The sequence below is a fragment of the Streptomyces lycii genome (assembly GCF_009735685.1).
Classification (GTDB): Bacteria; Actinomycetota; Actinomycetes; order Streptomycetales; family Streptomycetaceae; genus Streptomyces; species Streptomyces lycii.
The window spans coordinates 5,087-30,264 of the sequence record NZ_WHPN01000344.1; the positions used below are offsets into that span (position 1 = coordinate 5,087).

The window sequence follows — 25,178 nt, forward strand, 5'->3', positions numbered from 1 at the left end:
GGTTCCGCGGCCGGAGCCGCCGGTTCGGCGATTCCGGCCGGAGCCGCGCCCCGTCACCCGTCAGTCCCCGCGGGCCAGTCCCCGCGCGTCAGTCCCCGGACGTGCCCGGCCTGCGCACCGACAGCAGGTCCTCCAACTGCTCCTCGCGGGCCTGGGCCGCCACGAACAGCAGCTCGTCGCCCGCCTCCAGGGCGTCGTCCGGGTTCGGCGCCAGGACCCGCGTGCCGCGGATGATCGTGACCAGCGAGGTGTCCTCGGGCCAGTCCACGTCGCCGACGCGGGTGCCGGCCAGCGCGGCCTCCGGGGGCAGCGTCAGCTCGACCAGGTTGGCGTCGCCGTGGCTGAAGCGCAGCAGCCGTACGAGGTCGCCGACGCTCACGGCCTCCTCGACCAGGGCCGACATCAGGCGCGGCGTGGACACGGCCACGTCGACGCCCCAGGACTCGTTGAACAGCCACTCGTTCTTCGGGTTGTTCACCCGGGCGACGACCCGCGGAACGCCGTACTCGGTCTTGGCGAGGAGCGAGACGACCAGGTTGACCTTGTCGTCACCGGTCGCCGCGATCACGACGTTGCAGCGCTGGAGCGCGGCCTCGTCGAGCGAGGTGATCTCGCAGGCGTCGGCCAGCAGCCACTCGGCCTGCGGCACCCGCTCCACCGAGATCGCGGTGGGCGTCTTGTCGATCAGCAGGATCTCGTGCCCGTTCTCCAGCAGCTCACCCGCGATGGACCGGCCGACCGCACCGGCCCCGGCGATAGCGACCCTCACCGTGTTTCTCCGTTCACTCCAGCGCGACGGCTGCCGGTGTTCCGCCCGTGCGTCATCGCCCGGCCTCCTCGGGTCCCTCGGCGCACACGGCCTCGACCTTCTCCAGCGCGTCGGTGCGCATCGTCACGTGCACCAGGTCGCCGTCCTGCAGGACCGTCTGGGAGTCCGGCAGTATGGCCTCCCCGAGGCGGGTCAGGAACGCCACCCGGGCACCCGTCTCGTCCTGGAGCCGGCCGACCCGGTGGCCCACCCAGTCGGGGGAGATGTGCACCTCGGCGAGCTGCACGGCGCCGCTCGGGTCCCGCCACAGGGCCTCGGCCCCGGAGGGCAGCAGCCGCCGCAGCATCTGGTCGGCCGTCCAGCGGACGGTGGCGACGGTCGGGATGCCGAGCCGCTGGTAGACCTCGGCGCGCCGGGGGTCGTAGATGCGGGCCGCGACGTTCTCCACGCCGAACATCTCGCGGGCCACGCGCGCCGCGATGATGTTCGAGTTGTCGCCGCTGCTGACCGCCGCGAAGGCGCCGGCCTCCTCGATGCCCGCCTCGCGCAGGGTGTCCTGGTCGAAGCCGACCCCGGTCACCCGCCGGCCGCCGAAGCCCGAGCCGAGACGGCGGAAGGCGGTGGGGTCCTGGTCGACGACGGCGACCGTGTGCCCTTGCTGTTCAAGGTTCTGCGCGAGGGCGGAGCCCACCCGGCCGCAGCCCATGATCACAATGTGCATGAGGTCCTTACCCCACACCTTTCGCTGCCGTGGTGGGCACCCGCCGGGGCCGCCACTGGTCCGTCATGTTCGTACGGCGGTAACGCTACCCGTCCGCGCCCGTGCGGAGGCCACCGCGGTCGCCGTGGCCTCCGCCGCCCGGTCCCCGTACGCCGGTGTCGTCGCGGCGGTGCCGCAGGGCACCCGGCCACCACACCCGCGGGCCGATGTCGCGCACCAGCGCGGGCACCAGGAGCGAGCGCACCACCAGGGTGTCCAGCAGCACACCGAAGGCGACGATGAACGCGATCTGGACCAGGAAGGCCAGCGGGATCACCACCAGCGCGGCGAAGGTCGCGGCCAGCACGACACCGGCCGAGGTGATCACGCCGCCGGTCGCGGTCAGCCCCTTGAGCACCCCGAACCGGGTGCCGCGCCGCAGCGCCTCCTCGCGCACCCGCGTCATCAGGAAGATGTTGTAGTCGACACCGAGCGCCACCAGGAACACGAACCCGTACAGCGGTACGGAGGCGTCGGTTCCGGTGAAGCCGAAGAGATGCGTGAAGACCAGGGCGGACACCCCGAGCGTGGCGACGAAGTTGAGCGCCACCGTCGCGACCAGCAGCAGCGGCATCAGCAGCGAGCGCAGCAGCAGCACCAGGACCAGCAGGATGATCGCGAGGACGACCGGCACGATCAGCGTGCGGTCGTGCGCGGCGGTCTGCTGGGTGTCGTACTGCTGGGCGGTGTAGCCGCCGACGGCGGCGTCCGCGCCCGGAACGGCGTGCACCGCGTCCCGCAGCCGCTGCACGGTCCGCTTGGCCGCGTCGCTGTCCGCGTCGTCCTCCAGCGTCGCGTCGATCTGCACCCGGCCGCCGACCACCAGCGGCTCGCCGCCGCCGGGCCTGCCGTCCCGGGTCACCGGCGCGGCCGAGGCCACACCGTCGGTGCGCTCGGCGGCCTCCACGACCCGCCCGGCGCGGTCCGCGTCCGCGATGATCACGGCCGGGTTGCCGGATCCGCCGGGGAAGTGCTCGCTCAGCACGCGCTGGGCGGAGACCGACGGCGCGCCGCCCACGAAGATCTCGTTCAGCGGGACGCCCTGCGCCTTGAGCCCGGGGGAGAAGGCCGCGCACGCCGCCAGCAGCAGCAGGGTCCCGGCCCACACCCGGCGCGGGGAACGGTCGACCAGCGCGGCCACCCGCCCCCAGACTCCCTGGCCCCTGCCTCCGGAGGCACCGGCGTCGTCCGGGTCCACGGTGGGGGCCGGCCGGGCGGGCCAGTACGCCGCCCGCCCCAGCAGTACGAGCACGGCGGGCAGGAAGGTGAGCGCGGCGAGCACCGAGCAGATGATGCCGATCGCGCCGACCGGGCCGAGGGCCCGGTTGTTGCTGAGGTCGCTGATCAGCAGGGCGAGCAGGCCCAGCGCGACCGTGGCGGCACTGGCGAACACCGCGCCCGCCGAGCGCCGCAGCGCGGCCCGGACGGCCGGGAAGCGGTCGCCGCGCGCGGACAGCTCCTCCCGGAACAGGGCGGTCACCAGCAGCGCGTAGTCGGTGGCCGCGCCGATGACCAGGATGAAGAGGATGCCCTGCACCTGTCCGTCGACGCGCAGCACGTCCCGCTCGGCCAGCGCGTAGACCACGGCGCAGGCCAGCGCCAGGGCGGAGACGGCGCTGAGGATCACGACGAGCGGCAGCAGCACGCTGCGGTAGACGAGCAGCAGGATCAGCAGGACGACACCGAGCGCGACACCGAGGAGCAGTCCGTCGATGCCCGCGAACGCCTCCGACAGATCGGCCTGCGACGCCGCCGGCCCGGCCAGGTGCACGGAGGCGCCGTCCACCCCGCCGGTGATGGCGCGGATGTCCTCCAGCGCCGGTTCGAGCCGCTCGCCGAGGTCACCGCGGAGCTGGATCACGCCTTGCAGTGCCCGGCCGTCCTCGGAGGGCAGCACGGGCGACGCCTTGCCCGTCACACCGGGCACGCCGGCGGTCTCCGCGAGCGCGCGGGCCGCCGCCTCGCGCAGTGCGGGGCCGACGCGCGCCCCGCCGTCCGCCTCCCAGACGACGACGACCGGCAGCGTGTCCTCCGGCGAGAAGGCCCCCTGGTCCTCGCTCACCTCGGTGGACTCGGCACTCTGCGGCAGGAAGGCGGACTGGTCGTTCGTCGAGACCTCGGAGAGCTTTCCGGCGTACGGACCGAACGCGCCGCCGGCACCCAGCCAGACGGCGATCAGGGCGACGGGGAGCAGCAGGCGGACGAGGCGCGGTACGGAGGTCATCGGCTCCCCGGATGGATGCGGCGCGTGCGGCGGAGGTGGCGCGGATCCGCCTACCCCGCGGGCGGCTGAATCATGGGCCGGGGCACCGGGACGGCGTAACCGTCGGGGCCCGCGGGTGCACTCCGCGTGTCGGACCGGCCGCCGCGGCGTGACGGACCCGACACGTCCGGGAGTTGCCGCGTTCGAGTTCCGTCAAGGTGTGCGGAGCGGCCCCGCACTCGTGCCGTTCGCCTCTCCGGAGAGGCTTACGATCCCCACCGTGTCCAAACTGACCGACGTGCCCAAGCGGATCCTGATCGGCCGGGCGCTCCGCAGCGACCGGCTCGGGGAAACGCTTCTTCCCAAGCGGATCGCGCTCCCCGTGTTCGCCTCCGACCCGCTCTCCTCCGTGGCCTACGCGCCGGGCGAGGTGCTGCTGGTGCTGTCCGCGGCAGGCGTGACGGCGTACCACTTCAGCCCCTGGGTGGCCGTCGCGGTCGCCGTCCTGATGTTCACGGTCGTCGCCTCCTACCGGCAGAACGTGCGCGCCTATCCCAGCGGCGGCGGCGACTACGAGGTCGCGAACACCAACCTGGGCCGCCGGGCCGGGCTGACCGTCGCCAGCGCCCTGCTGGTGGACTACGTCCTCACCGTCGCCGTGTCGATCTCCGCCGGGGTGGAGAACCTGGGGTCGGCCTTCCCGTTCGTCGTCGAGCACAAGACCCTCTCCGCGGTCGTGATGATCGTGGCGCTGACGCTGATGAACCTGCGCGGGGTCCGGGAGTCCGGCAAGCTCTTCGCGATCCCCACGTACGTCTTCGTCGGCTCCGTGTTCCTGATGCTCCTCTGGGGCGCCTTCCGCGGCCTCGTCCTCGGCCACGACATGCACGCGCCCACCGCGGACTTCGAGATCGCGGCCGAGCACCAGGGGATCGCGGGGTTCGCGCTGCTGTTCCTGCTGCTGCGGGCCTTCTCCTCCGGCTGCGCCGCGCTCACGGGCGTCGAGGCGATCAGCAACGGCGTGCCGGGCTTCCGCAAGCCCAAGAGCCGCAACGCCGCCGCGACCCTGGCGATGATGGGCGCGCTGGCCGTCACCATGTTCTGCGGCATCATCACGCTCGCGCTGTCCACCGACGTCAAGATGGCCGAGTGGCCGGCCCGCCAGCTGCTGCGCGACGGTGAGCCGGTCGGCCCCGGCTACCACCAGGACCCGGTCATCTCGCAGGTCGGCTCGGCCGTGTTCGGCGATGGGTCGGTGCTGTTCGTGCTGCTGGCCACGGCCACCGCGCTGGTGCTCTTCCTGGCCGCGAACACCGCGTACAACGGCTTCCCGCTGCTCGGCTCGATCCTGGCCCAGGACCGCTACCTGCCGCGCCAGCTGCACACGCGCGGCGACCGGCTGGCGTTCTCCAACGGCATCGTGCTGCTGGCCGGGGCCGCCGCGATACTCGTCGCCGTCTACGACGCCGACTCGACCCGGCTCATCCAGCTCTACATCGTCGGCGTCTTCGTGTCCTTCACGCTCAGCCAGACCGGCATGGTCCGGCACTGGAACCGGCACCTGGCCCGCGAGTCCGACCCGGCGGCCCGCCGCCGCATGCTCCGCTCCCGGGCGATCAACACCTTCGGGGCGTTCTTCACCGGCCTGGTGCTCGTGGTCGTGCTCGTCACCAAGTTCACCCACGGGGCGTGGGTCGCGCTGCTCGGCATGGTGGTCTTCTACGGGGTGATGACGGCGATCCGCCGCCACTACGACCGGGTCGCGGCCGAACTCGCGGTGCCGGACCAGCCGGGCGACGAAACGGTGCGGCCGTCCCGGGTCCACTCGATCGTCCTGGTCTCCAAGGTGCACAAGCCGACCCTGCGCGCGCTGGCGTACGCCAAGCTGATGCGCTCCGGCACGCTGGAGGCGCTGAGCATCGGCGTCGACCCGGAGGAGACGCGGGCGCTGCGCGCGGAGTGGGAGCGCCGGGGGATCGACGTACCGCTGAAGGTGCTGGACTCGCCGTACCGGGAGATCACGCGTCCGATCGTGGAGTACGTCAAGGGCATCCGCCGGGACAGCCCGCGGGACGCGGTGAGCGTCTACATCCCGGAGTACGTGGTCGGCCACTGGTACGAGCAGCTGCTGCACAACCAGAGCGCGCTGCGGCTGAAGGGGCGGCTGCTGTTCACGCCCGGGGTGATGGTCACGTCGGTGCCGTACCAGCTGGAGTCCTCGGAACGGGCGAAGGCCCGGGCCCGCAGGCGCGCGAACTGGAACGCCCCCGGCTCGGCCCGCCGGGGTCCGGCGGGGCCGCCGAAGGGCGGTGCGGGCGGGGAAACGGACCGCCGTCCGGGCCCGTAGACTGGACGGCTGCGGTCGGTACCGGATCCGGCCACCGCACCCCACCACTCAGGAGCACCGCCGCTGTGACGACGTCAGCCACCCCTTCTCCCTCAGCCGCCCCCTCGCTCGTCGGCGAGGAGTACGAGGTCGAGGTCGGGCCCGTCGCACACGGCGGGCACTGCATCGCCCGCACCCCGGGCGGCCGGGTGCTGTTCGTCCGGCACACGCTGCCCGGTGAGCGGATCGTCGCCCGGGTCACCGACGGCGACGAGAACTCCCGCTTCCTGCGCGCCGACGCGGTCGAGGTCCTCCAGGCGTCACCGGACCGGATCCCGGCGCCCTGCCCGTTCTCCGGCCCGGGCAAGTGCGGCGGCTGCGACTGGCAGCACGCGGCGCCGGGGGCGCAGCGGCGGCTGAAGGGCTCGGTGATCGCCGAGCAGCTGGAGCGGCTGGCGGGGCTGACCCCGGAGGAGGCCGGCTGGGACGGCACGGTCGAGCCGGCCCCGGGCGACAAGGTGCCCAAGGGCGAGGTCCCGGCGTGGCGCACCCGGGTGCAGTACGCGATCGACGACGAGGGCCGGGTCGGCCTGCGCAAGCACCGCTCCCACGAGGTGCAGCCGATCGACCACTGCCTGATCGCGGCGCCGGGCGTGGACGAGCTGGGCGTCGAGCAGCGGGAGTGGCCGCAGATCGCGGGCGTGGAGGCGATCGCGGCGACCGGCTCGAACGACCGCCAGGTGATCCTCACCCCGAAGCCGGGCGGCCGGCTCCCGATCGTCGAGCTCGACAAGCCGGTCTCGGTGATGCGCGTCGGTGAACGGGACAAGGGGGTGCACCGGGTCCACGGCCGCCCCTTCGTGCGCGAGCGCGCCGCGGGCCGCACCTGGCGCGTCGGCTCGGGCGGCTTTTGGCAGGTGCACCCGAAGGCGGCGGACCTGCTGGTCGAGGCGGTGATGCAGGGCCTGATGCCGCGCAAGGGCGAGATGGCGCTGGACCTGTACTGCGGCGTGGGCCTGTTCGCGGGCGCGATCGCGGAACGCGTCGGCGAGAAGGGCGCGGTGCTGGGCATCGAGTCCGGCAGGCGCGCGGCCGAGGACGCCCGGCACAACCTGGAGGACCTGGACCGGGTCCGCATCGAACACGGCAAGGTCGAGCAGATCCTGCCGCGCACCGGCATCACGGAGGCCGACCTGGTCGTCCTGGACCCGCCGCGCGCGGGGGCGGGCAAGCAGACGGTGGAGCGGATCGCGGCACTGGGCGCGCGCCGGATCGCGTATGTGGCCTGCGACCCGGCGGCGCTGTCACGCGACCTGGCGTACTTCCGCGAGGGCGGCTACAGGCTCCGCAAGCTGCGGGCGTTCGACCTGTTCCCGATGACGCATCATGTGGAGTGCGTGGCGATTCTGGAGCCTGCAGGAAAGGGGGCCTGACCTGCGGTTTTGCTGGCGTGTCGGAGGTCTCGACCTGTTTCGGCTTATGCAATAGGCCGAGGCTCGTGCATCCGTTTCACCTCGTGTTTTGTGCTGGAGTGAGGGGTGGGGCGGGCGGTTTTCGGAATTCTTGACGCTCATATGACGCTCATGACCTGTCGGCGAGACCGGGCCGCTGCCGGGGTGTGGTGAGGCCCATGAATCGCCTTGGCCCTTGGCGAACGCCCACAGGCCCCCCGCGCCAGGATGGCCCTGGTCGGCGAGGCCGAGGCCACCGCCGCTCGCCGCGGCACCGGCGATCTGCAACGCATGGGGCCTGCGGACACTGTTGGCATACATCAATGTGGTACATACGCAAGCATTGGTACACGTCGATGAAGCGGACCAATGTCTGCGCCGACCCGGAGGATCTCGCCATCCTCAAGGAGGCGGCCAGGCGGCGCGGCATCAGCGAGGCCGAGATCATCCGGCAGGGCATCCACCTCGCGGCGATGGCCAACCGTGTCCGGGACGAACCCCTCTTCTCCCGCACCTTCGAGGGGGCCGGCCGTACCCCGGTAAGCAAGAGGTGCGGGATGCCGTGGCCGACGCCGTACGCCGTGAACGTGGCACTCGCTGCCGACTACGACACTGACGCGGTCATCGCTCTCGACCGCCGCGACTTCCGTGCGGAGCGTTTGCTGGGTCGTCACAAGGCGTTCCGGGTGCTTCCCGATGACCTTCCGCTCTGAACCGGTAGGCGGAACGTCGTCTTCGCTCGTCGTGACGCTCGTTCGACGCTCTGGGCGACTGGGCGAGGAATGAGGGGCCGAGAGGTCGGCCGTGACCTGGTGTTCTGCGGGACCCGTCCGGTCCGGCACCTTCCCGACGACGCGCCATGTGGAGTGCGTCGAGGCGCCGGAGCCCGCCGGCAGGGGTGCCTGACCCGCTGCGGGTCCGGCGGGCGCGCCCGGCGGTGGCGAGGACTCCGGGGCCGGGTCGCGGCTCCGTCCCTCTCACCCGTCCCGCCCGCCGGCCGGGGTGGCGAGCACCCCTGAGACATGCAGGTAGAACGCCCGGGCCGCCTCCGCGGCGCTTTGCGTGCCGGAGAAACCCCGGTCGCGGGCGGCAGCGTCGAGTGCCGGCCGGTCCGAGGCCGGCACCTCCCAGCGGTCGGCGAGATGGGTGACCAGGAGGTCGGGGCGAAGCCGGGTCACGGAGCGGTGTGGGGCCGAGTCGGCCATGGCCTTGTTGGTCTGCCATGCGGTGCGGACCTCGGTCGCGCTGTCGAGGCGGTCGTCGATCAGGCGTGCGGCGGGTCCGTCCGGCCCCGCAAACCGGGGATGTCCCGCCATGCCCAGGCAGGACGAGCGGACCAGCAGACGGAGCAGTTGCTCCGTGGGGTCCAGCTGATGTGTCTCCGCGGGAGTCAGCCAGTGGCGGAGCTGCCGGGGCGAGAGTGAATCCCGTGTCAGGCCACGGGTGTGAGCCACTTCGACGGCTCGGGCCTCCAGGGAGGCCGGGTCCGCCGCGTCCTCGTCACCGGCCACCCACGCCAGCACGTATTCCCGCCAGCGACGGGGGAAGTCCGGGTCGTACAACCGCTGGTACTGCAGTTCGGCCGTGAACGGCACCCGTCCGCTCTCCGCGCTCCGGGGCCGGAATCGGCCCGCCCAGCTCCGCAGATACGGGGTGTGCCACGGGCCGGACGCCCAGGCACGGGTGTCCGGCGGGGTGAGAATCCCGGGCCTCCCGGGGCTTCCGGGCCTCCCGGGGCTTCCGGCCACGGCCTCGAGCGCGGTCAGCGCGTCGGCGTGTTTCTGCCCCGCCCGCGGAACGCCGCCGGGGAACGGTCCGTCGGCCCCCGTCCACCAGGCAGCGGCCCGCTCCGTGAGTGTGGAGTCCTTCGCCGCCGCCTGCTCCAGCGCCGCCTGGTGGCGGTGCGGGTAGGGGACCGATCGCGCGAGGCGCAGCAGGCGTTCCGACTCGTCCGGGTCCAGCATTCCCGCTCGTACGGCTTCGTCCAGGTGCCCGCGGATGTCGACCAGTGCCACCGTCAGCAGGCGGGAGCCGTCCGTGGTGTGCGCCACGGCGACCTCGTCGTCACCGTCGATCACTCCGTCCCGGTACATCTCGAAGATCCGGCCGACGCCGAGCATGCCGTAGGCGTGCAACTCGGCCGCCCGCAGCGCGCCCATGCTCGCCGCACCCACAACGGTGACGTCCCCGGCGAGCAGTCGCAGGATCTCCTTGTGCCGCACGGGAGGCGTGGCGTGGAACACGCCATCGATGACCAGGACGACGTCCCCGGGCCCGCAGTCGAGCGCCAGCAGGTCACCGTGGCGCACCGGGGGGTGTCTGTGCGCGGCGGGCAGGATCGCGGCGACCTCCGCGTCCGTGACGCTCGGACCGCGGAACACGTGCGTGGTCATCCGGCCCCGCCCACCCTTCGTCCGTCCCCACCGCTCATCAGCCGGCCCCTCACTCGGACAGCCGCATCCCCGGACAGATCACCTTCACCACGGCGAACTCCGCGCGGTCCTCCAGGATCACGCGCATGGGAGCATACGAGGTGATGTCCCGGATCCGTTCGGACAGCCGGGCGGCCTCCGCCACGTCCGTGTCCGAACTCGCAGCGTGGTCCGGGCGCGGTCCGCGCCGTGAGTCCGGATACGCGGACCGCACCTCGGCCCAGTCCAGGCAGGAGTCGGCCGGCAGGGGACGGGAGAAGTGGTCCGGACGGTAGGCGCCGGAGGGGATGTCGTCCCTGGTGCCGACGATCTGGGTGAGCCGTGACTGCGCGGCCTCGGTGATCGCCCGGGACAGGGCGACGGCGGGGTCGCCGTGCGCGCCCGCTCCCAGCGTCACCGTGGACGCCAGATCCTCGCGCCACAGGCGGGCGGCCGTGCACGGCACACCGGACCGGCCCGGCATGTCCTCCAGTTCGAGGAAACCGCCGGCCCGGCCGATGCGTGCGATCAGGTCCGCGCAGTGGTCGTCGTCGACCGTGTCCGGGTCGATGTACCGGCGTTCCCGTGCCGGCACGCCTCTCCGTGCCGCGACGGTGTCGCGTTCCATCACCTCGTACAGGGCGTGCACCGTGGCCTCGGCGACGGTGTTGCCGGAGGCCAGGCCGTTCGAGGACGTGGTCAGGCCCGGTATCTGCCACGAGTCGGCGGTCCGGCCGAGGAAGACGGCCGCCCGCGGGACCAGTACCGGCCCGCCGTGCGGCAGGAGGTGCGCCTCGATCCAGTCCAGCCGCGTCCGTGCGGTGATCAGGTTGCCGTCGGGCCACTCCAGCTCGCCGACGTCGTAGGGGATTCCGAGGGACTCGGCCGGAGCACCGCTAAGCACCGACTGGGGTACGGCGTTCTCCGCGTGCCACAGTTCGATGGCCTCCATGGCTGCCGAGACGCTCGCCAGGAGCTTGCTCACTCCCTTTCCCTGGGAGACGGACAGCGTGGTGGCCAGCGGCCGTACCGACATCACCACCGGGATGCCGAGGGTGTCCAGCCCGGTGACATCGGCGAGCCGGGTGATGCCGTAGTCCCGCAGGAGCGGGACCACGGCACGGTATGTGTCCTCCGGCGCACGCACCCGGTGGGTCCCGGTGAAGAAGATCTTGCTTGCGCCTGTCTCCGTCATCGCGCTGTTACTCGGGGATGTACACCAGTTCGTCGCAGATCCCGGACTGGCCCGGGTGCAGGCAGGCGTTCACGGCGCCGAAGTGGGAAAGGTCGATGTCCGTGAAGAGATCGTCGAGGCTGGCTTCCTGGGTACGCGTGGTTTCGCTCAGCATGCGAACTCCCCTCCATCCGGGGGTCGAGGATCGAAGCAGACAGCGGCACACATCACGTCCGGACGTGTCCGGGGAGCACGGCATGCAGCTCTCACGACACGTGGCAGGAGCATGATCAGACCACTGTAGAAGGGTGAACCAACCCTGACAACACGGCGTCGTGACCGGTCAATTGGGCGTCCGCAGGGGGCATGCTCCTCATGGACACGGGTCAAGTACGGTCCCGGCCGGCATCCGGGCGCGGCGCGTGGAGCCCGCTCGCCGCGGACGGCGTCACCGGCCGCGGGCCGGCCGGGGCCGTTCCCCCGCGGTCCCGGCACCGGCGCGGTCCGCCCGTGGCGAGGCCCGCCACGGGGTCCTTGCACGGCCCGCCGGGAACCCGCCCGCCGGGGATCCCGCCCGCCGGGAACCCACCCGGCGGGCCACCGTGCGGCCTGCCCGGAAACGGCTCAGAAGACCACCACCCGGCGCCCGCGCGTGTGACCGGCACGGCTGTCGATGTGCGCCGCCGCCGCCTCGGCCGGCGTGTACGACTTCTCGACGGGGATGTGCAGCCTGCCCCGCGCGATGAGGGCGACGGTCTCGGCGAGCGCGTCCGGCATGCTCCCGGCCGTGCCGGAGAACCGGACGCCGAGTTCCGGAGCGCCGAGATCGGCGATCGAGACCACCTTCCGCGGATCCCCGGTCAGCTCGACGAGTTCGCGGATGACGCCCGAACCGGCCAGGTCCAGGGCCGCGTCGACACGGCCGAGCTGCCGCACCCGCGCGGCCCAGCCCTCGCCGTACGTCGTGGCGAGGGCGCCGAGGCCGCGCAGATAGTCCTGGTTCGCGGCCCCGGCCGTGCCGATCACCGCGATGCCGCGGTCGCGGGCGATCTGCAGCACCGCCGATCCCACACCTCCCGACGCGCCGCTGACCAGCAGCGTCTGACCGGACCGCACACCGACCTCGCGAAGGACGCGCAGCGCGGTCTCCATCACGGAGGGGTACCCGGCCGCCTCCTCGAACGTCAGGCCCTCGGGCATACGGGCCCAGGCCGACAGCACGGCGAAGTCGGCATACGTGCTCGACCCTTCGCCGAACACGGGGTCGCCGGCCTCGACCCCTTCGACGCCCTCACCGACCTCGTCCACCACCCCGGCGGCGTCCTGCCCGACCCCGGAGGGCAGTTCGACCGGATGGGCCGACAGTTTCTGGCCCTCACGGATTCTCCAGTCGACAGGGTTCACGCCCGCCGCCCGGACGGCGATGCGTATCCGGCCGGGGCCCGCGTGGGGCTCCTCGGCGTCCACGAGTTGCAGGACATCGGGACCGCCGAACTCGGCGAAGCTCACTTTCCTCATGCGGCCGACCGTAACACTAACGGTTAGTTTTTTGAAACGGCTTCGCTTTTGTATTTGGTAGTGTTAAGGCATGACCGTGCCGTCCGGACGCCGTGAACGCAAGAAGGCCGCGACCCGCCAGAAGATCGCCGACACCGCCCTGCGGCTCTTCCTGGAACGCGGCTACGACGCGGTGGGCATCCGTGAGGTGGCTGCCGAGGCCGACGTGGCCGTCACCACGCTCTTCTCCCACTTCGCCTCGAAAGAGGCCCTGGTGTTCGAGCAGGACGAGGACTTCGAGCAGCGCCTCACCCGGGCGGTCACCGGCCGGGCGCCGGGCGAGCCGCTCATTCCCGCCCTGCGCCGTGAGATCCGGGCCCTGGTGCGCCACTGCACGGCGGACGCCGCCGCACCGGTCTGGCACATGGTCGAATCCTCGCGCTCGCTGCGGGAGTACGAGGAGTCGATGAGGCTGCGTCACGCGGAGTCGCTGGCAGCCGCCATCGCCGCCGATCCGGATCTGTCCCGGACCGCGACGGCGAGCCGGACGATCGCGAGGTTCGTCGTCGACGCCTACACGCTGGCCCGGGAGGCGGCCGATCCGGAGGCCGCCGTGGACGAGATCTTCCGGATGATCGAGGCGGCCTGGGAGGTCACCGGCCCCGGCCCGCGCGCGTGAGGAACGCCGTCGCGCCGCGGCCCGGCGCCGGAGGCACCGGCCCCGGCCTCGGAGGTGTGGCCGGCGGTGGGGCGGCCTGTTGAGCGAGCGGCCGGTTCACGGCCGTTCCCGGGCGCGCCGCCGGGCGGCCGGCAACGGGACGGGCTCCACACGGGGAACGACGGTGTTGGTGAGGGTCCCGAGGCCCTCGACGGTGGGGGAGACGGTGTCGCCCGGTCGCAGCGGCGGCGGGGTCCGCTCGCCGCGCAGTCCCCACAGCTCGGCGAGGCAGCCGCCGTTGCCGCAGGTGCCGGAGCCGAGGACGTCTCCGGGGACGACGCGGGTGCCGCGCGGGAGGCGTAGGCGGTCATCTCCTCGAACGTCCAGCTCATGTTGGACAGCAGGTCCTTCCCGACGACCCGGCCGTTGATCTCGGCGGTCAGGGCGAGACGCAGGAAACCGCCGGCGTCCCGGTACGGGTCCAGCTCGTCGGCCGTGACGAGGTGGGGGCCGAGGGTGATGGCGGTGTCCTTGCCCTTGCAGGGGCCGAGGCCGACCTTCATCTCCGCGGCCGATGTGGGTGGGCAGACAACCGCCGCCGTGGGCCGCGACCGGCTTCAGGCCGGGGTGGCGGTCGAGCACGCCGGAGAAGACCAGGTGGGAGAGCGCGACGGCGTTCTCGGTGGGCTGGCCGACGGTGTTGGGCAGGTACCACCGGTCCAGCCGCTCGTCGAGCGTGCAGCCGAACGGGCGCAGGAAGACGAGCGCGCCGGTGGCCTCGGCGCGCGCCCAGAAGGCTCGTAGGCCGGATCGGTGAGTTCCCGCCCCGGAGCGTGGCTGGAAATCTCCGCTCCGGCCCAGGCCCTGGTCCAGGGCGTCGTCCAGCGCGCGCACCATGAGGTCCGGGTGCTGGAGCGGCACGAGCCCGAGGCCGCGCAGCCGGTCCGGAGCGGCCGAGCAGTGCGCGGCCGTCGCCTCGTTGGCCAGCCGGCACACCTTCTCCGCCGTCTCCTCGTCGGCCCAGTAGTGGTAGTGCGACGGCGACGGGCTGATCAGCTGTACGTCCACCCGCTGCGCGTCCATCGCCGCCAGCCGCACGCCGGAATCGGTCATCCGGGGCATGCGCTCGCGCACCATGGAACCGCTGACGGCGAGGGCCGCGGCGCCGTTGCGCCGGGCGTCCGGCGCCCTCGCCCCGGCGAACCCCGGCCGCCCGGCGACCAGTGCCCCGGCCTCGGGCAGCATGACGTGGGCGTGCACGTCCACGGTCGGCGCCGTCACGGCAGCTCCCGCAGCATGGACATGGTGCGGGCCATCAGCCCCGGCACCTCGGCGTCGCGGACCCCGTCCAGCTGCCACTGCCCGAGCTGCACGGACGCCTCCACCACCGGGCGGACCCGAGCGGTCCGCCGCTCGTGGTACGCCCGGAACAGCGCGTCGTCCCAGGTGGCGGACTCCGTCAGCATCCGGGCCGGCACGAGCGCGTCCTCCAGCGAGAGGGCCGCGCCCTGGGCGGGGGTGGGCGGCAGTGCGCCGCGTCACCGATCAGCACCACCCGGCCGCGGTGCCGGGGCCCCTCCCGCGCGGCCGGACGCCGGCCCGCGGGACGACCGCGCCGTGCACCGTCACCGGCGGCCCGCTGCCGGTTCCGCCGTCTTGACGCCCGTCGCACCGCATCTGATGGTGTGCCGGGCGGGGGGAGCGCTCCCATGGATCCCTTCCCGCCCGGTCACGAGCAGTCCAGGACAGTGAAGGGAACCGCAATGCGCAGGTCGCGTCACCTCTCCCGGCGGACGTTCCTCACGGCCTCGGCCGCGGGCGTCGTCACCACCGTCGCCTCCCCGCCCCAGGCGTCCGCCGCCCGCGCCGTGCGGCCCTCCGCCGCCTCGGCCACGTACCGGACGGTGGGCCGGGTGAAGGAGGCGGCCGACGGATATGTGCAGTACGGCTGGCCCGGCATCGCCTTCGAGGGCCGTTTCAGCGGCACCGGCGTCGGCGTCGTGCTCGACGACGCCGTCAACGACTACGACGTCCGGATCGACGGAGAGACCGTCAGCACGCTGGTGACCCCGGGCCGGACCACGGCGTGGATCAGCGGCCTGCCGGACGGCGAGCACAGCGTGCGGCTGGTCAAGCGTACGGAGAGCACCTGGGCCGTGGGCCGGTTCGGCGGGTTCACCGCCGCCGGGGGAGGCCGGATGCTGCCCGCCCCGGCGGCGCGGAGCAGGCAGATCGAGTTCATCGGCGACTCCTACACCGCCGGATACGGCAACACCTCGGACACCCGTGACTGTTCCACCAACGGAGGGGTCGACCGGAACACCAACGCCGGCCTCGCCTTCGCCGCCCTCACCGCCGGGACCCTCGGCGCCGACCACCAGCAGAACGCCTTCTCCGGCCGCGGCATGGTGCGCAACTACAACGGTAGCGATCCGGGTACCGACTACCGCACCTACTACGAGCGGGCGCTGCTGAACGTCGAGGGCGACGTGTGGCAGAGGCCGGACACCTGGCACCCGCAGGTCGTCGTCATCGGCCTGGGCATCAACGACTTCTCGACCCCGCTCAACCCGGGCGAGCCCTGGGCCGGCCAGGACGAACTGATCGCCGCCTACGAGAGCGCCTACCACGGCTTCCTCGACAAGCTGCGCGCCCGCTACGGCACCGGGACCCACCTCGTGGTCGGCGCCACCGCCGTGTCCGGCACCACCGCTTTCGCCGACACCGCCGAGCGCATCGTCCGGGACCGCACCGCGCGGGGCGACGACCGGGTGGGTTACTGGTACTACGACGACCCGGCCCTGGACCGCCTCGGCTGCGACTGGCACCCGTCGCTGGCCGACCACCGGATCATCTCCGGCCTGCTCGACGCGTACCTCGCCACGCTTCCGCTGGACTGGTGACCGGCGCGGGCCGAGGCGGGGCGGCGGCCCCGCACGGCCGGCGGTCCGGTCCCGGCGCAGGCGTCCGGCCGGGCGGGGCCACCGTCCACCGGGCGGGGCGCACGACCAGGCCACCGGGCGGGTCGCAGGGCCGGGTCACCGGGCGGGTCGCACGACCGCCCCGGCCTGCGTCGGCCGGTCAGTCGGCGATGTGCCCGGTCGACTTGGCGTCGCTGCGGAAGTAGAACTGGTAGCGGGTCCGGTCCTTGACGTTGGTGGCGACGACCGTCCAGCTGCCGGCCTTGGCGAGCTTGTAGCCGGACTGGCACTCCGTCCCGCCGGACTGCGGGTGGAAGCAGACCTTCACGTAGCGGTCGGTGCCGGTCTTGATGTTGATGTCGGCGCAGCTGGTGGTCGTCAGCAGGTAGTTGAGGGTGGGGTAGTTCGGGTAGAGGTGCTGGCCCGACGCCTTGGTGTAACTGCTGGCGTCGCCGTAGCAGGAGCTGGCGCCCTGCTCGGCCGCGCCGGCCGGTCCTGCGGTGGCGACGAGGCAGCCGGCGGCGATGACGGTGCTCGCGGCGGCTGCGGCGATCCGGGTACGGACGAACATGGGCGGGTCCTCTCCTCGTGCTGGCGCTTTCGGAGGCAACGGAAGCACGGCGGCAGGCGCGGCAGACCCTGTGATGTTCCAGGTTCCCCAGGCGGAAGGCCGCCTGTGACCGTGAGGGCGGCACTCAGCCGTCGAATCCCCGGGGGATCTCATGAACACGCACAAGCGGCTCGTCACCTTCGCCCTGACCGGCACGCTCGCGGCCGCGGGCCTGGTCGGCGGTACGGCCGGCACCGCGGGCGCCGCCGAGCAGGGCGCCCAGTCCTGCTACGGCGAGGCGTGGAGCTACAGCAAGCCGTCCGGTACGAACTTCCAGCCGTCCAGCACCCTGTACTTCGCGACCGACAACTGCGCCGACATCAACATCAAGACCAACACCAGCCGCCGGGTGAAGGTGTGCTTCTACGCGAGCGGCGGTGGGCTCAACTACTGCCAGGGCAGCTACAAGACCACCACCGCGGGGCAGTGGAAGGTCATCGCCACGGACGTCATCGACGGGACGAAGTTCAGGTTTCAGTTCGCGAGTCCGGCCGCTTCGACGGGGATGCGCGCGCACTGACCGGCCGGCCGCCGGCCGGGCACGGGGCCCGCGCCGGCCGGTGCGTCTCCGCGCGTGCGCGGTGGTGCTCGGCTCCGCGCGTGCGCGGTGGTGCTCAGCGCGGCGCCGGGTGGAACCGCGCCGGGTCAGGACGGCGGGGCGGGCACCGGCATCGCGCCGAGCGCCCGCGCCGCGTGCACGAGGTTGGAGGCCATGGCGCGGCCGGTGGAGGCCGCCCAGTCGTGGCCGCGGTCGTCGTCGAGATAGTCCGGTCCGGGCCCGGGACCCAGATGCCAGTAGGTCCAGGCCTGACCGGGGACCGTGAAACCGATGTCGCCCAGCGCCCCGGAAATCTCGCTGATCACGTGGTGGGCGCCGTCCTCGTTGCCGGTGACCACGACACCGGCCACCCGGTTGAACGCGACGGGGCGCCCCTCGTCGTCCGTCTCGCTGATCATCGCGTCCAGCCGTTCGAGGACACGCTGGGCGACCGAGGAAGGGTGGCCGAGCCAGGTCGGCGAGGCGATGACCAGGATTTGCGAGGACAACACCTTCTCGCGTACGTCCGGCCAGTCGTCGCCCTCGCCCATGTCGTTCTCGACTCCGGGCTTGATGTTCAGGTCGACGGCCCGTACGACATCCACCTCCGCGCCGTGGCCGCGCAACGCGGTGACGACCGTGTCGGCCAGGGCTTCGGTGTTCGACGTCTGCGGGGACGGTTTGAGGGTGCAGTTGACCACGAGTGCGCGCATGCCTCTCCCTGTTCCCCGCCCGCCGCGCCCTGAACGGCCCACGAGGCGGGCGTTCACCCGGACGGCGGCGCACCGACGCCCGGGGCCGGGTCTCCCCGCACTGGGCGGGGCGGCCGGAGCACGTCTCGTGCAGCGCACCGGCACTGGGCCTCGGCGACGGCCGGCCGGTCATGGGGCCTGCCGGCTGCGGGCGTTGACCTCGGCCACCCGGGCGCTGAGGAGTTCCTCCGGCGTGAGGGGACGGACGGCCGCCGGATCGGCGTCCCACTCGCGGCCGCCGAGAAGTGGGCGGAGCTGGAGGTACTGGCCCTCGTGGTCCATGACGACGCCGACACGGTCCCGGGCGGTGTCGCGGACGGCCGTGCCGGTGGGCGGGGGAGCGCCGGGCCCGGGGGCCGGGGGGACGCCCGGCCCCGGGTCCCGGGCGGCGCCGGGCTCCGGGGCCGGGGTGGCGTGCGGGGTGTTCACCGGGCGGCGCCCCGGGCGATGACGGCCGCCAGGGCGAGGGCGACAGGGGGCGAGCAGACGCCGAGGTGGACGAGGGCGTAGCGGGCGCTGTCCGGGGTGCGGCCGTCGGCGGGGGCGGGTTCGCAGCCGCGGTCGCCGTCCGGCGCGGTCTGCCGGGGCCACGGCCGCTCCGGGGTGTCCGGGAGGAAGTCGCCCCACGGCGTGCGGACGTCCATCACGGGGAGCTGGATGCCGGCGCCGGTGAGTGCGGCGGCAAGGGCGTCGCGGGCGGCGGTGGCTTCCCGGAGCTTGGGGGCGGGCGGCTTACGGGGCTTGGCGCGGACCGGAAGCGGGGGGCGGTCCGGGGTCGCGTTCGGCATCGGCTGTCGTCCTTTCGGCAGGAGCGGAGCGAGGATTCGCCATTCGGGCGTCATGAAGGCGCGCGGCGAACTACCGTGTGTAGTCGACGCGTTACAAGAATGTCGCCCGCTGTGCCGGGGCGTGCTCGTGGCCGTGCTCCTGTTCCCCGCCGGGCGGCGCACGTTCCACAACTTCCACGGGCAGCGCCCTCGGTGGGCGGTGCGGGCATGTGTGGCGCGCGGGTACGGGTACGGGTACGAAGGACTCGCGGTACGCGGCACGGGCGGCGCCACGACTCCTGGAAGGGAACCGCCTTGCCGCAGCGACGTCTCGTCACGGGCCGCAGCCGAGAACCCCGCCAACGGTTCGCCGAGGAGTTACGCCAACTGCGCGCCCGGCAGGGCCACAGCCTGCGCCAGCTCGGGGAGCGGCTGGGATGGGACTGGTCGCTCTTCGGGAAGATGGAGAAGGGCGAGACGCTCGGGAGCCCGGAGGTCGTGCAGGCGCTCGACCAGCACTATGGGACGCCGGGCCTGCTGCTGGCGCTGTGGGAGCTGGCCGCCGGTGACCATACGCAGTTCCGTGAGCGGTACCGGCAGTACATGGCGCTGGAAGCGGAGGCGGTCAGCCTGTGGCACTTCGCGGTGAGCGTGCTGCCGGGGCTGTTGCAGACCCCGGGGTACGCGCGGGAGGTACTGGCCGCGGGGGGCAGCAAGGGCGTTGAACTGGAGCAGCAGGTCGAGGCCCGGATGGGGAGGCGTGAGCTGCTCGAGGGAGAGGACGCGCCGCCGTTCCGGACGATCCTCGCCGAGGCGGTGCTGCGGACGCCGCTGCGGAGTGGGAGCGAATGGCGGGCGCAGCTGGAGCACTTGGCGGACATGGCCGAGCGGCCGAACGTAGCGCTTCACGTGCTTCCCTTCACCGCGGGACCGTACGGGCTGGACGGCACCGACGTGTGGTTTCTGCGGCTGCTGGACGGGCGTACCGTTGCGTACACGGAAAACGCACTTCGCGGCGAACTGGTCGAGGAGAGCGGCCTCGTGGAGCGTCTGCAACGTGTTTACGATGCGGTGCGCGACTGGGCACTGTCCCCGGTCGAGTCGCGGAAGTTCGTGCTGCGCCTATTGGAGGAAGTACCGTGCGATCCATCGACCTGAGTGCCGCTACCTGGCGCAAGAGTTCCCACAGCAACTCGGACGGAGGCGCGTGCGTCGAGGTGGCTGACGGGTTCACCGACCTCGTGCCCGTGCGCGACAGCAAGAACCCGCACGGCCCTGTGCTCGCGTTCGCGTTCGACGGCTGGGCCTCGTTCGTCACCGCCGTGAAGCGTGGTGAGCTGGGCGCCTGACCCGCGCCGAAGCACCGAAGCGTCACGACGGCCCCGCGTCCGCCTGTCCGGTGGGCGCGGGGCCGTCGCCGTTTCGGGCCGCCCGGCGCGGGCGGCCGCAGCGGCGGTCCCCGGATTCGGTGTAGTCACTCGTGCGCAGGCCGTAACCGCAAGCCCCGTGCGGACGTTGAGGTAATCGCACCAACGGATAAGAGCCGGACGTCGATCCGGCCAACGAGGGAGGAACCCCCCATGATGCGCATCATCAAGACCGTCGCGGTCACCGCGGCCGCCGGAGCTGCCGTGTTCGCCGGGGCGGGCCTGGCCGCCGCCGAGAGCGGTGCGCAGGGCGCGGCAGTGGGCTCGCCCGGTATCGGGTCCGGCAATGTGATCCAGGTTCCGGTGCACATCCCGGTCAACGCCTGCGGCAACACCGTCAGCGTGATCGGCGTGCTGAACCCGGCCTTCGGCAACGTCTGCGTCAACCACTGACCCGACGCGCCTCACGGTTGTGGCCTCCCGGTTCGCCCGGGAGGCCACAGCCGTGTTCAGAGGCCGTCGGCGGGCGGCGTCCGCCCGCGGGCGTTGCGGCGCCGGGCCGCGGGAGACCTCAGGAGGCGGGCTCGTTCCACAGGTCGCACTGGTGGTCCCGTGGGAACGTGGTGCTGCCCGTGATCCCTTCCGGCGCGAGCGTCTGGACCTTCGGGAAGAGGTGCCAGCGCGGGGCGTCCCCGGCGTACGGGACGCCCGTCTTCGCGAAGTTGGTCCAGTAGCCCAGCATCGCGTCCGCCAGGGCGTTCTGGGCGGGGGTGCCCTCGACGCCGCCGAAGACGTACCGGATCTCCGAGCCGTGCGGGGCGCCGAGCGGGAAGCTGACCGGCAGGTTCAGATGGTCCATGGCGTGCGGGTCGGCGAACTCGTACTGGTAGGAGCGGGTGTGCTCGGCCATCAGTTCCGCGGTGCGGGACTGGAGGCAGGCGAACTGGGAGTCCGTGAACACGGCGCCCAGCGCCTCGGCCGGACTGCCGTGGTCCGACAGCGGGTAGCGCGCCAGGATCGCCTCGGCCCGGTCGCCGTAGATCGCGCGGACCGCCGGCGGGTAGCCCTCCGCGGTGAGTTGCCGGCCGGCCAGGTCGTAGCTGCCGGCGACCGTGAGCCGGCCCTCGTCGGCGGTGGTGCCCTGGAGTACCGGGACGCGGTGGAAGCGGCCCTGTTCCAGCGCGTCCGGCACCTGGAGCGGCAGCACCTCGCCGTCCACGTTGGGGACCCAGCGCGCGTTCGGGCGCAGCGAGGCGGTGAGCACCTGGTCCGCGGGCCGGCCGCGCAGGCAGGCCACGTCGGCGCAGTCCAGGGACTTGGCCCAGGCCGCGCCGCTGTTCTGCTGTGACTCCTGGGTGGGCAGCGGGAACCCGCAGCCCGACTGGGCCACGGCCCGGTCGAACAGTCCGGCGGCGCGCGGCGAGACCAGGTTCTGGCAGACGCTGCCGCCGCCCGCCGACTCCCCGAAGACCGTCACCTCGTCCGGATCGCCGCCGAACGCCGCGATGTTGTCCCGCACCCAGCGCAGCGCGGCCTGCTGGTCCAGCAGCCCGTAGTTGCCGGACAGCCCGCGCGCGGACTCCTCGGCCAGGCCCGGGTGGGCCAGGTAGCCGAACGCGCCGAGCCGGTAGTTGAGGGTCACGTTGACCACGTCGCCCCGGGCGGCCAGCTCGCTGCCGTCGTAGAACGTGCCGGAGCCGACCGTGAATCCGCCGCCGTGGATCCACACCATCACGGGCCGCTTGCGCAGCGACCGTTCCGCGGGCGTGTGGACGTTGAGGTACAGGCAGTCCTCGCTGGGCGTGCCCGGCCCCGCCAGATTGCCCCAGGGTGTGGACTGGTCGGCCGACTGCATGCACGGGTTCCCCGGCGCCGTGGCGTCCCGGACGCCCGGCCAGCGCTCGGGCGGGGACGGCGGCTTCCACCGCCGCGTCCCGACCGGCGGCGCGGCGTACGGAATGCCGAGGTAGGAGTGCGCGGTCTCGCCCCGCTTCCCCTCCACCTGTCCGTACCGGGTCGTGACCGTGGGGCCTCCGGACGCCGTGGCCGTCGCACCGGCGGCGGCGCCGGTGCCGCCGGTGGTGTCGGCCGTTGCTGTCGCGGGCACGAGAGCCGTCGCGACGACCGACAGCAGCAGAGCGCCCGACAGCGCCACTCTGCGTCGCGTACGGGTCAATCGCCGGCGATTCGCCGCCAGGCGTTTCGAGAGCGGACCGGACATCGGCACCTCCGTGCGGAAGGATCGCGGAAACTGCCGGTGAGTCTCGCCGGGGACCGCGCGTCCGGCATCGTGTGAATCGCCGGTCTCCGCCGCCGCGGCACCCGCCGGGGGCCGGCGCCGGGCCCGGGCCGCACGCCCGCGCCGTGGTCCGCACCGTGCGTGCCCGTTCCGTTCCGATCCTGTGCTGATCGTATCGGTGAACTGGTTTGCCGCCGCCCGGAGTTGCCTAGGCTAGGCGTACGATGTGCGGCTCCCGCCGGTGTACGGCCGGGCCGCCGAGCGATGTCGAACGATGAGGTCTCCATGAACAGCACACCGCCTCCGGAATCAGGCATCCGGGACCTGGGACAGAACCGGCCGCACAGTGCGCGGGTCTACGACTACTTCCTCAACGGCAAGACCCACTACGCCGTGGACCGCGAGGTCGCCGAGCGGCTGCTGGAGGCGTTCCCCGGTTTCCGGACGGCGGCGCGGGCCAACCGGGCCTGGATGCACCGGGCCGCCCGCTTCCTGACCGACCGGGGCATACGCCAGTTCCTGGACATCGGCACCGGCATCCCGACGCGGCCGAACCTGCACGAGGTCGTGCAGGAGGTGGCCCCCGATTCCCGCGTCGTGTACGTGGACAACGACCCCATCGTGCTCGCCCACGCCCGCGCGCTGCTCGACAGCACCCCCGAGGGCCGCACCGCGTACCTCGAGGCGGACATCACCGGCCCGGCGGCGATCCTGGAGTCCGCCGAGCTGCGGGAGACGCTGGACTTCGGCGAGCCGGTGGCCCTGTGCCTGGTCGGCCTCTTCCACTACATCACCGACGAGCAGGACCCGTACGGCATCGTGCGGCAGCTCGTCGACGCCCTGCCGTCCGGCTCCTATCTGGCGTTCTCGCACTGCACCCCGGACTTCGCCCCGGAGGAGTGGGAGATGGCGATGGAGTTCTACAAACAGGACGGGGGGAGCGCCCAGGTCCGCAGCCGGTCCGAGATCGAGAAGTTCTTCAGCGGCCTGGACCTGGTCGAGCCCGGCGTGGTCGTCCCGCACCGCTGGTATCCGGACGAGGACACCCTGCGGCAGGTCGAGGCCGGGACGCTGGACGACGCCTCCGTCAGCCTCTGGGTCGGCGTCGCCCGCAAGCCCTGACCCCGCCGGGCCGGGCACCAGCCGAGACCATGGCCCGCCGGGCACGAGCCGAGACCCCGGCCCGCCGCTCCGGGCGACAAAAAGCCGCGCGGACGAACCGGGGCGTCAGCTCCTGATCCCCGCCGACCGCAGCCGCTCCCGTACCGCTTCCCGGGACGGGTCGGCCGGCGCCGGGCTCTCTCCCCCCGTGGCCGTGTCCTTGAAGCCGCTGGAGGTCGTGACGCACACGACCGGGCCCTCGAAGCCGTCCGGACCGGGCAGCGTACGCAGCCCCGCGAGCCCGGCGGCGGCCGACAGCTCCACCCAGAGGCCCCGGCGGGCGAGTTCGTCCCGGGCCCGGCGCATGTCCTCGTCGCTCACGGTGAGAGCCCGGCCCTCGCTGCGCCGGACGGCGACCACGCCCCGGTAGCCGCCCACGGGGCAGCTGATGCCGTACGCGTCGGTGGGGCCCACCTCGACCCTGGCGCCCGGCCGTCCGCTCCGCAGGGCGGCGGCGAGCGGACCGCCCGCCGCGGGCTCGCAGCTGAACAGGCGCGGCACGCCGGGCAGCAGGCCGAGCCGGTGGAGTTCGGAGAAGCCCTTCCAGACGCCGAACAGCAGCTCGCCGTATCCGGTGGGCAGGAACACCGCGGCGGGCATGCCGAGGTCGGCCGCGATCTCGTAGGCGACCGTCTTGTAGCCCTCCGGGCCGTAGGCGTGCCCGGTGTGGAACGGCGTGAGATTGCTGACCGGGTGGAATCCGTACGCGTCGGCGATCCAGCGGGTGAGCGGCCAGCGGTCGGCCACCGGTACGGGGAGGACCACCGCTCCGTAGGCGGTGACGAACGAGGCCATGGCGGGCGGCAGGCCGGCGGAGGTGAGCACCACGCAGCGCAGACCGGCGCGGGCCGCGTACGCCGCCGCCGACGCTCCGTGATTGCCGGAGGAGGCCACGACGACGCCGGGGGCCCCGGCCGCCACCGCGGCGCTGACCGTGCAGCGGTTGAGCCGGTCCTTGTGGCTCCAGGTGGGGTTGCGCGACTCGTCCTTGACGTACACCCCGTCGCCGATGTCGATCAGCGGGGTGCCGCCTTCGCCGAGCCCGGGAGCGGCCAGCGGCGGCAGCAGGGCGGACCAGCGGTCCAGCGCCGGACCCGGGCCCGCGGGCCGCGCGGTGAGGAAGCCGTCCGGGACCCGCGCGTAGTCGTAAGTGACCTCCACCGGGTACGACATGGCGTCCGTGCTGGTCCGCGGGCAGCCGCTGACCAGCGGGGGGAGGAGCGGGTAGCGGATCTCCGGGTCGCCCAGGGAACGCTGGGCCGTCGCCAGGGAACGCCGGTCCACCGCCGGGGAGTCGCCGGCCGGTGCCCCCGGGGAGGCGCTCACAGGGCGGGGGTCCCGGCGCGCGGGACCCGTCGTCGCGGCGGGCGCCGGTCCCGTGCCCGCTCTTGATACGCCGGAAGGATCATCCACCCAGGCTAGCCAACGCATGGTCGTCGCGGTGGCCGAAATCCCGCCCCGGGGCCGGCCGGCGCGGGGGCCGGATCCTGCCCCGGGGCCGATCGGCGCGCGAGGGCCCTGCCCCGGCGCCGGCCGGCGCGTGGGGATCTCGCCCCGGCCCGCCCCGGGGGCCC

General features: G+C 73.0%; 23 protein-coding genes and 3 pseudogenes. 10 read left to right on the forward strand and 16 right to left on the reverse strand.

The window, feature by feature from the left end; translation table 11 throughout:
* Positions 1–88: 88 nt before the first annotated feature.
* The 3 genes from GCU69_RS22045 to GCU69_RS22055 all read right to left on the reverse strand — a co-directional run bounded on the left by GCU69_RS22045 (position 89) and on the right by GCU69_RS22055 (position 3,753).
* The gene (locus GCU69_RS22045; protein ID WP_098754037.1) at positions 89–769 is read right to left on the reverse strand and encodes a potassium channel family protein; all 681 of its coding nucleotides are present in this window, start codon (positions 767–769) and stop codon (positions 89–91) included.
* Between the two features lie 52 nt (positions 770–821).
* Positions 822–1,490: a potassium channel family protein gene (locus GCU69_RS22050; RefSeq protein ID WP_098754038.1), complete on the reverse strand. Its 669-nt coding sequence runs from the start codon at positions 1,488–1,490 to the stop codon at positions 822–824.
* An 85-nt stretch (positions 1,491–1,575) separates the two neighbouring features.
* Positions 1,576–3,753 carry an MMPL family transporter gene (locus GCU69_RS22055; protein ID WP_156206973.1) on the reverse strand — a complete coding sequence of 726 codons (2,178 nt, stop codon included), beginning with the start codon at positions 3,751–3,753 and terminating at the stop codon, positions 1,576–1,578.
* A gap of 259 nt (positions 3,754–4,012) precedes the next feature.
* Between GCU69_RS22055 and GCU69_RS22060 the strand changes: the two genes are divergently transcribed.
* The 3 genes from GCU69_RS22060 (at position 4,013) to GCU69_RS22070 (ending at position 8,222) form a co-directional block, all read left to right on the forward strand.
* Positions 4,013–6,079, forward strand: coding sequence for an APC family permease (locus GCU69_RS22060; protein WP_156206974.1), 2,067 nt, complete (start codon positions 4,013–4,015; stop codon positions 6,077–6,079).
* Positions 6,080–6,144: 65 nt separating this feature from the next.
* On the forward strand, positions 6,145–7,491 hold the full coding sequence (locus tag GCU69_RS22065; protein ID WP_156206975.1) for a class I SAM-dependent RNA methyltransferase: 1,347 nt from the start codon (positions 6,145–6,147) through the stop codon (positions 7,489–7,491).
* 374 nt (positions 7,492–7,865) lie between these two features.
* On the forward strand, positions 7,866–8,222 hold the full coding sequence (locus tag GCU69_RS22070) for a ribbon-helix-helix protein, CopG family (protein ID WP_235978627.1): 357 nt from the start codon (positions 7,866–7,868) through the stop codon (positions 8,220–8,222).
* Positions 8,223–8,486: 264 nt separating this feature from the next.
* On the opposite strand, the gene GCU69_RS22080 is transcribed toward GCU69_RS22070, so the two are convergent.
* From GCU69_RS22080 to GCU69_RS22095, 4 genes are all read right to left on the reverse strand, one after another.
* Positions 8,487–9,902 carry a TfuA-like protein gene (locus GCU69_RS22080; protein ID WP_098754315.1) on the reverse strand — a complete coding sequence of 472 codons (1,416 nt, stop codon included), beginning with the start codon at positions 9,900–9,902 and terminating at the stop codon, positions 8,487–8,489.
* A 49-nt stretch (positions 9,903–9,951) separates the two neighbouring features.
* A complete protein-coding gene (locus GCU69_RS22085; protein ID WP_156206976.1) occupies positions 9,952–11,115 on the reverse strand; it encodes a YcaO-like family protein in 1,164 nt (387 codons plus the stop codon).
* 7 nt (positions 11,116–11,122) lie between these two features.
* Positions 11,123–11,269, reverse strand: a complete 147-nt coding sequence (locus tag GCU69_RS22090) for a hypothetical protein (RefSeq protein WP_156206977.1) — start codon at positions 11,267–11,269, stop codon at positions 11,123–11,125.
* A 449-nt stretch (positions 11,270–11,718) separates the two neighbouring features.
* A complete protein-coding gene (locus GCU69_RS22095; RefSeq protein WP_098754317.1) occupies positions 11,719–12,612 on the reverse strand; it encodes an NADP-dependent oxidoreductase in 894 nt (297 codons plus the stop codon).
* A 70-nt stretch (positions 12,613–12,682) separates the two neighbouring features.
* Here GCU69_RS22095 and GCU69_RS22100 point away from each other — a divergent pair, with 70 nt between their 5' ends.
* The gene (locus GCU69_RS22100) at positions 12,683–13,270 is read left to right on the forward strand and encodes a TetR/AcrR family transcriptional regulator (RefSeq protein ID WP_098754318.1); all 588 of its coding nucleotides are present in this window, start codon (positions 12,683–12,685) and stop codon (positions 13,268–13,270) included.
* A gap of 96 nt (positions 13,271–13,366) precedes the next feature.
* Here GCU69_RS22100 and GCU69_RS22105 read toward each other — a convergent pair.
* The 3 pseudogenes from GCU69_RS22105 to GCU69_RS22115 form a co-directional block, all read right to left on the reverse strand.
* Positions 13,367–13,815 (reverse strand): annotated as a pseudogene (locus GCU69_RS22105) (fumarylacetoacetate hydrolase family protein); the annotation flags it as partial.
* Between the two features lie 61 nt (positions 13,816–13,876).
* Positions 13,877–14,494, reverse strand: a pseudogene (locus GCU69_RS22110) (amidohydrolase family protein); the annotation flags it as partial.
* Positions 14,495–14,526: 32 nt separating this feature from the next.
* Positions 14,527–14,828, reverse strand: a pseudogene (locus GCU69_RS22115) (FAD-dependent monooxygenase); the annotation flags it as partial.
* A gap of 184 nt (positions 14,829–15,012) precedes the next feature.
* Here GCU69_RS22115 and GCU69_RS22120 point away from each other — a divergent pair.
* The gene (locus GCU69_RS22120) at positions 15,013–16,152 is read left to right on the forward strand and encodes an SGNH/GDSL hydrolase family protein (protein WP_156206978.1); all 1,140 of its coding nucleotides are present in this window, start codon (positions 15,013–15,015) and stop codon (positions 16,150–16,152) included.
* 178 nt (positions 16,153–16,330) lie between these two features.
* Here the strand turns inward: GCU69_RS22120 and GCU69_RS22125 are convergent, their stop codons facing one another.
* Positions 16,331–16,741 carry a hypothetical protein gene (locus tag GCU69_RS22125; RefSeq protein WP_098754321.1) on the reverse strand — a complete coding sequence of 137 codons (411 nt, stop codon included), beginning with the start codon at positions 16,739–16,741 and terminating at the stop codon, positions 16,331–16,333.
* Between the two features lie 151 nt (positions 16,742–16,892).
* Between GCU69_RS22125 and GCU69_RS22130 the strand changes: the two genes are divergently transcribed.
* Complete coding sequence (locus GCU69_RS22130) at positions 16,893–17,300, forward strand: hypothetical protein (protein WP_156206979.1); 408 nt, start codon at positions 16,893–16,895, stop codon at positions 17,298–17,300.
* A 125-nt stretch (positions 17,301–17,425) separates the two neighbouring features.
* Here GCU69_RS22130 and GCU69_RS22135 read toward each other — a convergent pair whose 3' ends face one another.
* The 3 genes from GCU69_RS22135 to GCU69_RS22145 form a co-directional block, all read right to left on the reverse strand.
* Positions 17,426–18,031 carry a flavodoxin family protein gene (locus tag GCU69_RS22135; RefSeq protein ID WP_170315910.1) on the reverse strand — a complete coding sequence of 202 codons (606 nt, stop codon included), beginning with the start codon at positions 18,029–18,031 and terminating at the stop codon, positions 17,426–17,428.
* A 168-nt stretch (positions 18,032–18,199) separates the two neighbouring features.
* Positions 18,200–18,499 (reverse strand): hypothetical protein, encoded by a 300-nt coding sequence (locus GCU69_RS34410; RefSeq protein ID WP_156206980.1) that lies wholly within the window; start codon positions 18,497–18,499, stop codon positions 18,200–18,202.
* Entirely contained in the window at positions 18,496–18,858 is a 363-nt protein-coding gene (locus GCU69_RS22145; RefSeq protein WP_156206981.1) for a hypothetical protein, read from the reverse strand. Before GCU69_RS22145 ends, GCU69_RS34410 begins: the two co-directional genes overlap by 4 nt.
* A gap of 294 nt (positions 18,859–19,152) precedes the next feature.
* Here GCU69_RS22145 and GCU69_RS22150 point away from each other — a divergent pair, with 294 nt between their 5' ends.
* The 3 genes from GCU69_RS22150 to GCU69_RS22160 all read left to right on the forward strand — a co-directional run bounded on the left by GCU69_RS22150 (position 19,153) and on the right by GCU69_RS22160 (position 20,657).
* Positions 19,153–19,995 carry a helix-turn-helix domain-containing protein gene (locus GCU69_RS22150; RefSeq protein WP_156206982.1) on the forward strand — a complete coding sequence of 281 codons (843 nt, stop codon included), beginning with the start codon at positions 19,153–19,155 and terminating at the stop codon, positions 19,993–19,995.
* Positions 19,977–20,186, forward strand: coding sequence for a DUF397 domain-containing protein (locus GCU69_RS22155; RefSeq protein ID WP_098755365.1), 210 nt, complete (start codon positions 19,977–19,979; stop codon positions 20,184–20,186). Before GCU69_RS22150 ends, GCU69_RS22155 begins: the two co-directional genes overlap by 19 nt.
* A gap of 231 nt (positions 20,187–20,417) precedes the next feature.
* Positions 20,418–20,657, forward strand: coding sequence for a chaplin (locus GCU69_RS22160; RefSeq protein ID WP_257156005.1), 240 nt, complete (start codon positions 20,418–20,420; stop codon positions 20,655–20,657).
* A gap of 118 nt (positions 20,658–20,775) precedes the next feature.
* On the opposite strand, the gene GCU69_RS22165 is transcribed toward GCU69_RS22160, so the two are convergent.
* The gene (locus GCU69_RS22165) at positions 20,776–22,380 is read right to left on the reverse strand and encodes a carboxylesterase/lipase family protein (protein WP_235978628.1); all 1,605 of its coding nucleotides are present in this window, start codon (positions 22,378–22,380) and stop codon (positions 20,776–20,778) included.
* Between the two features lie 348 nt (positions 22,381–22,728).
* Here GCU69_RS22165 and GCU69_RS22170 point away from each other — a divergent pair, with 348 nt between their 5' ends.
* Positions 22,729–23,565 carry an SAM-dependent methyltransferase gene (locus GCU69_RS22170; protein WP_218037964.1) on the forward strand — a complete coding sequence of 279 codons (837 nt, stop codon included), beginning with the start codon at positions 22,729–22,731 and terminating at the stop codon, positions 23,563–23,565.
* A gap of 105 nt (positions 23,566–23,670) precedes the next feature.
* On the opposite strand, the gene GCU69_RS22175 is transcribed toward GCU69_RS22170, so the two are convergent.
* Entirely contained in the window at positions 23,671–24,930 is a 1,260-nt protein-coding gene (locus tag GCU69_RS22175) for a threonine synthase (RefSeq protein ID WP_235978629.1), read from the reverse strand.
* Between the last annotated feature and the right edge of the window lie 248 nt (positions 24,931–25,178).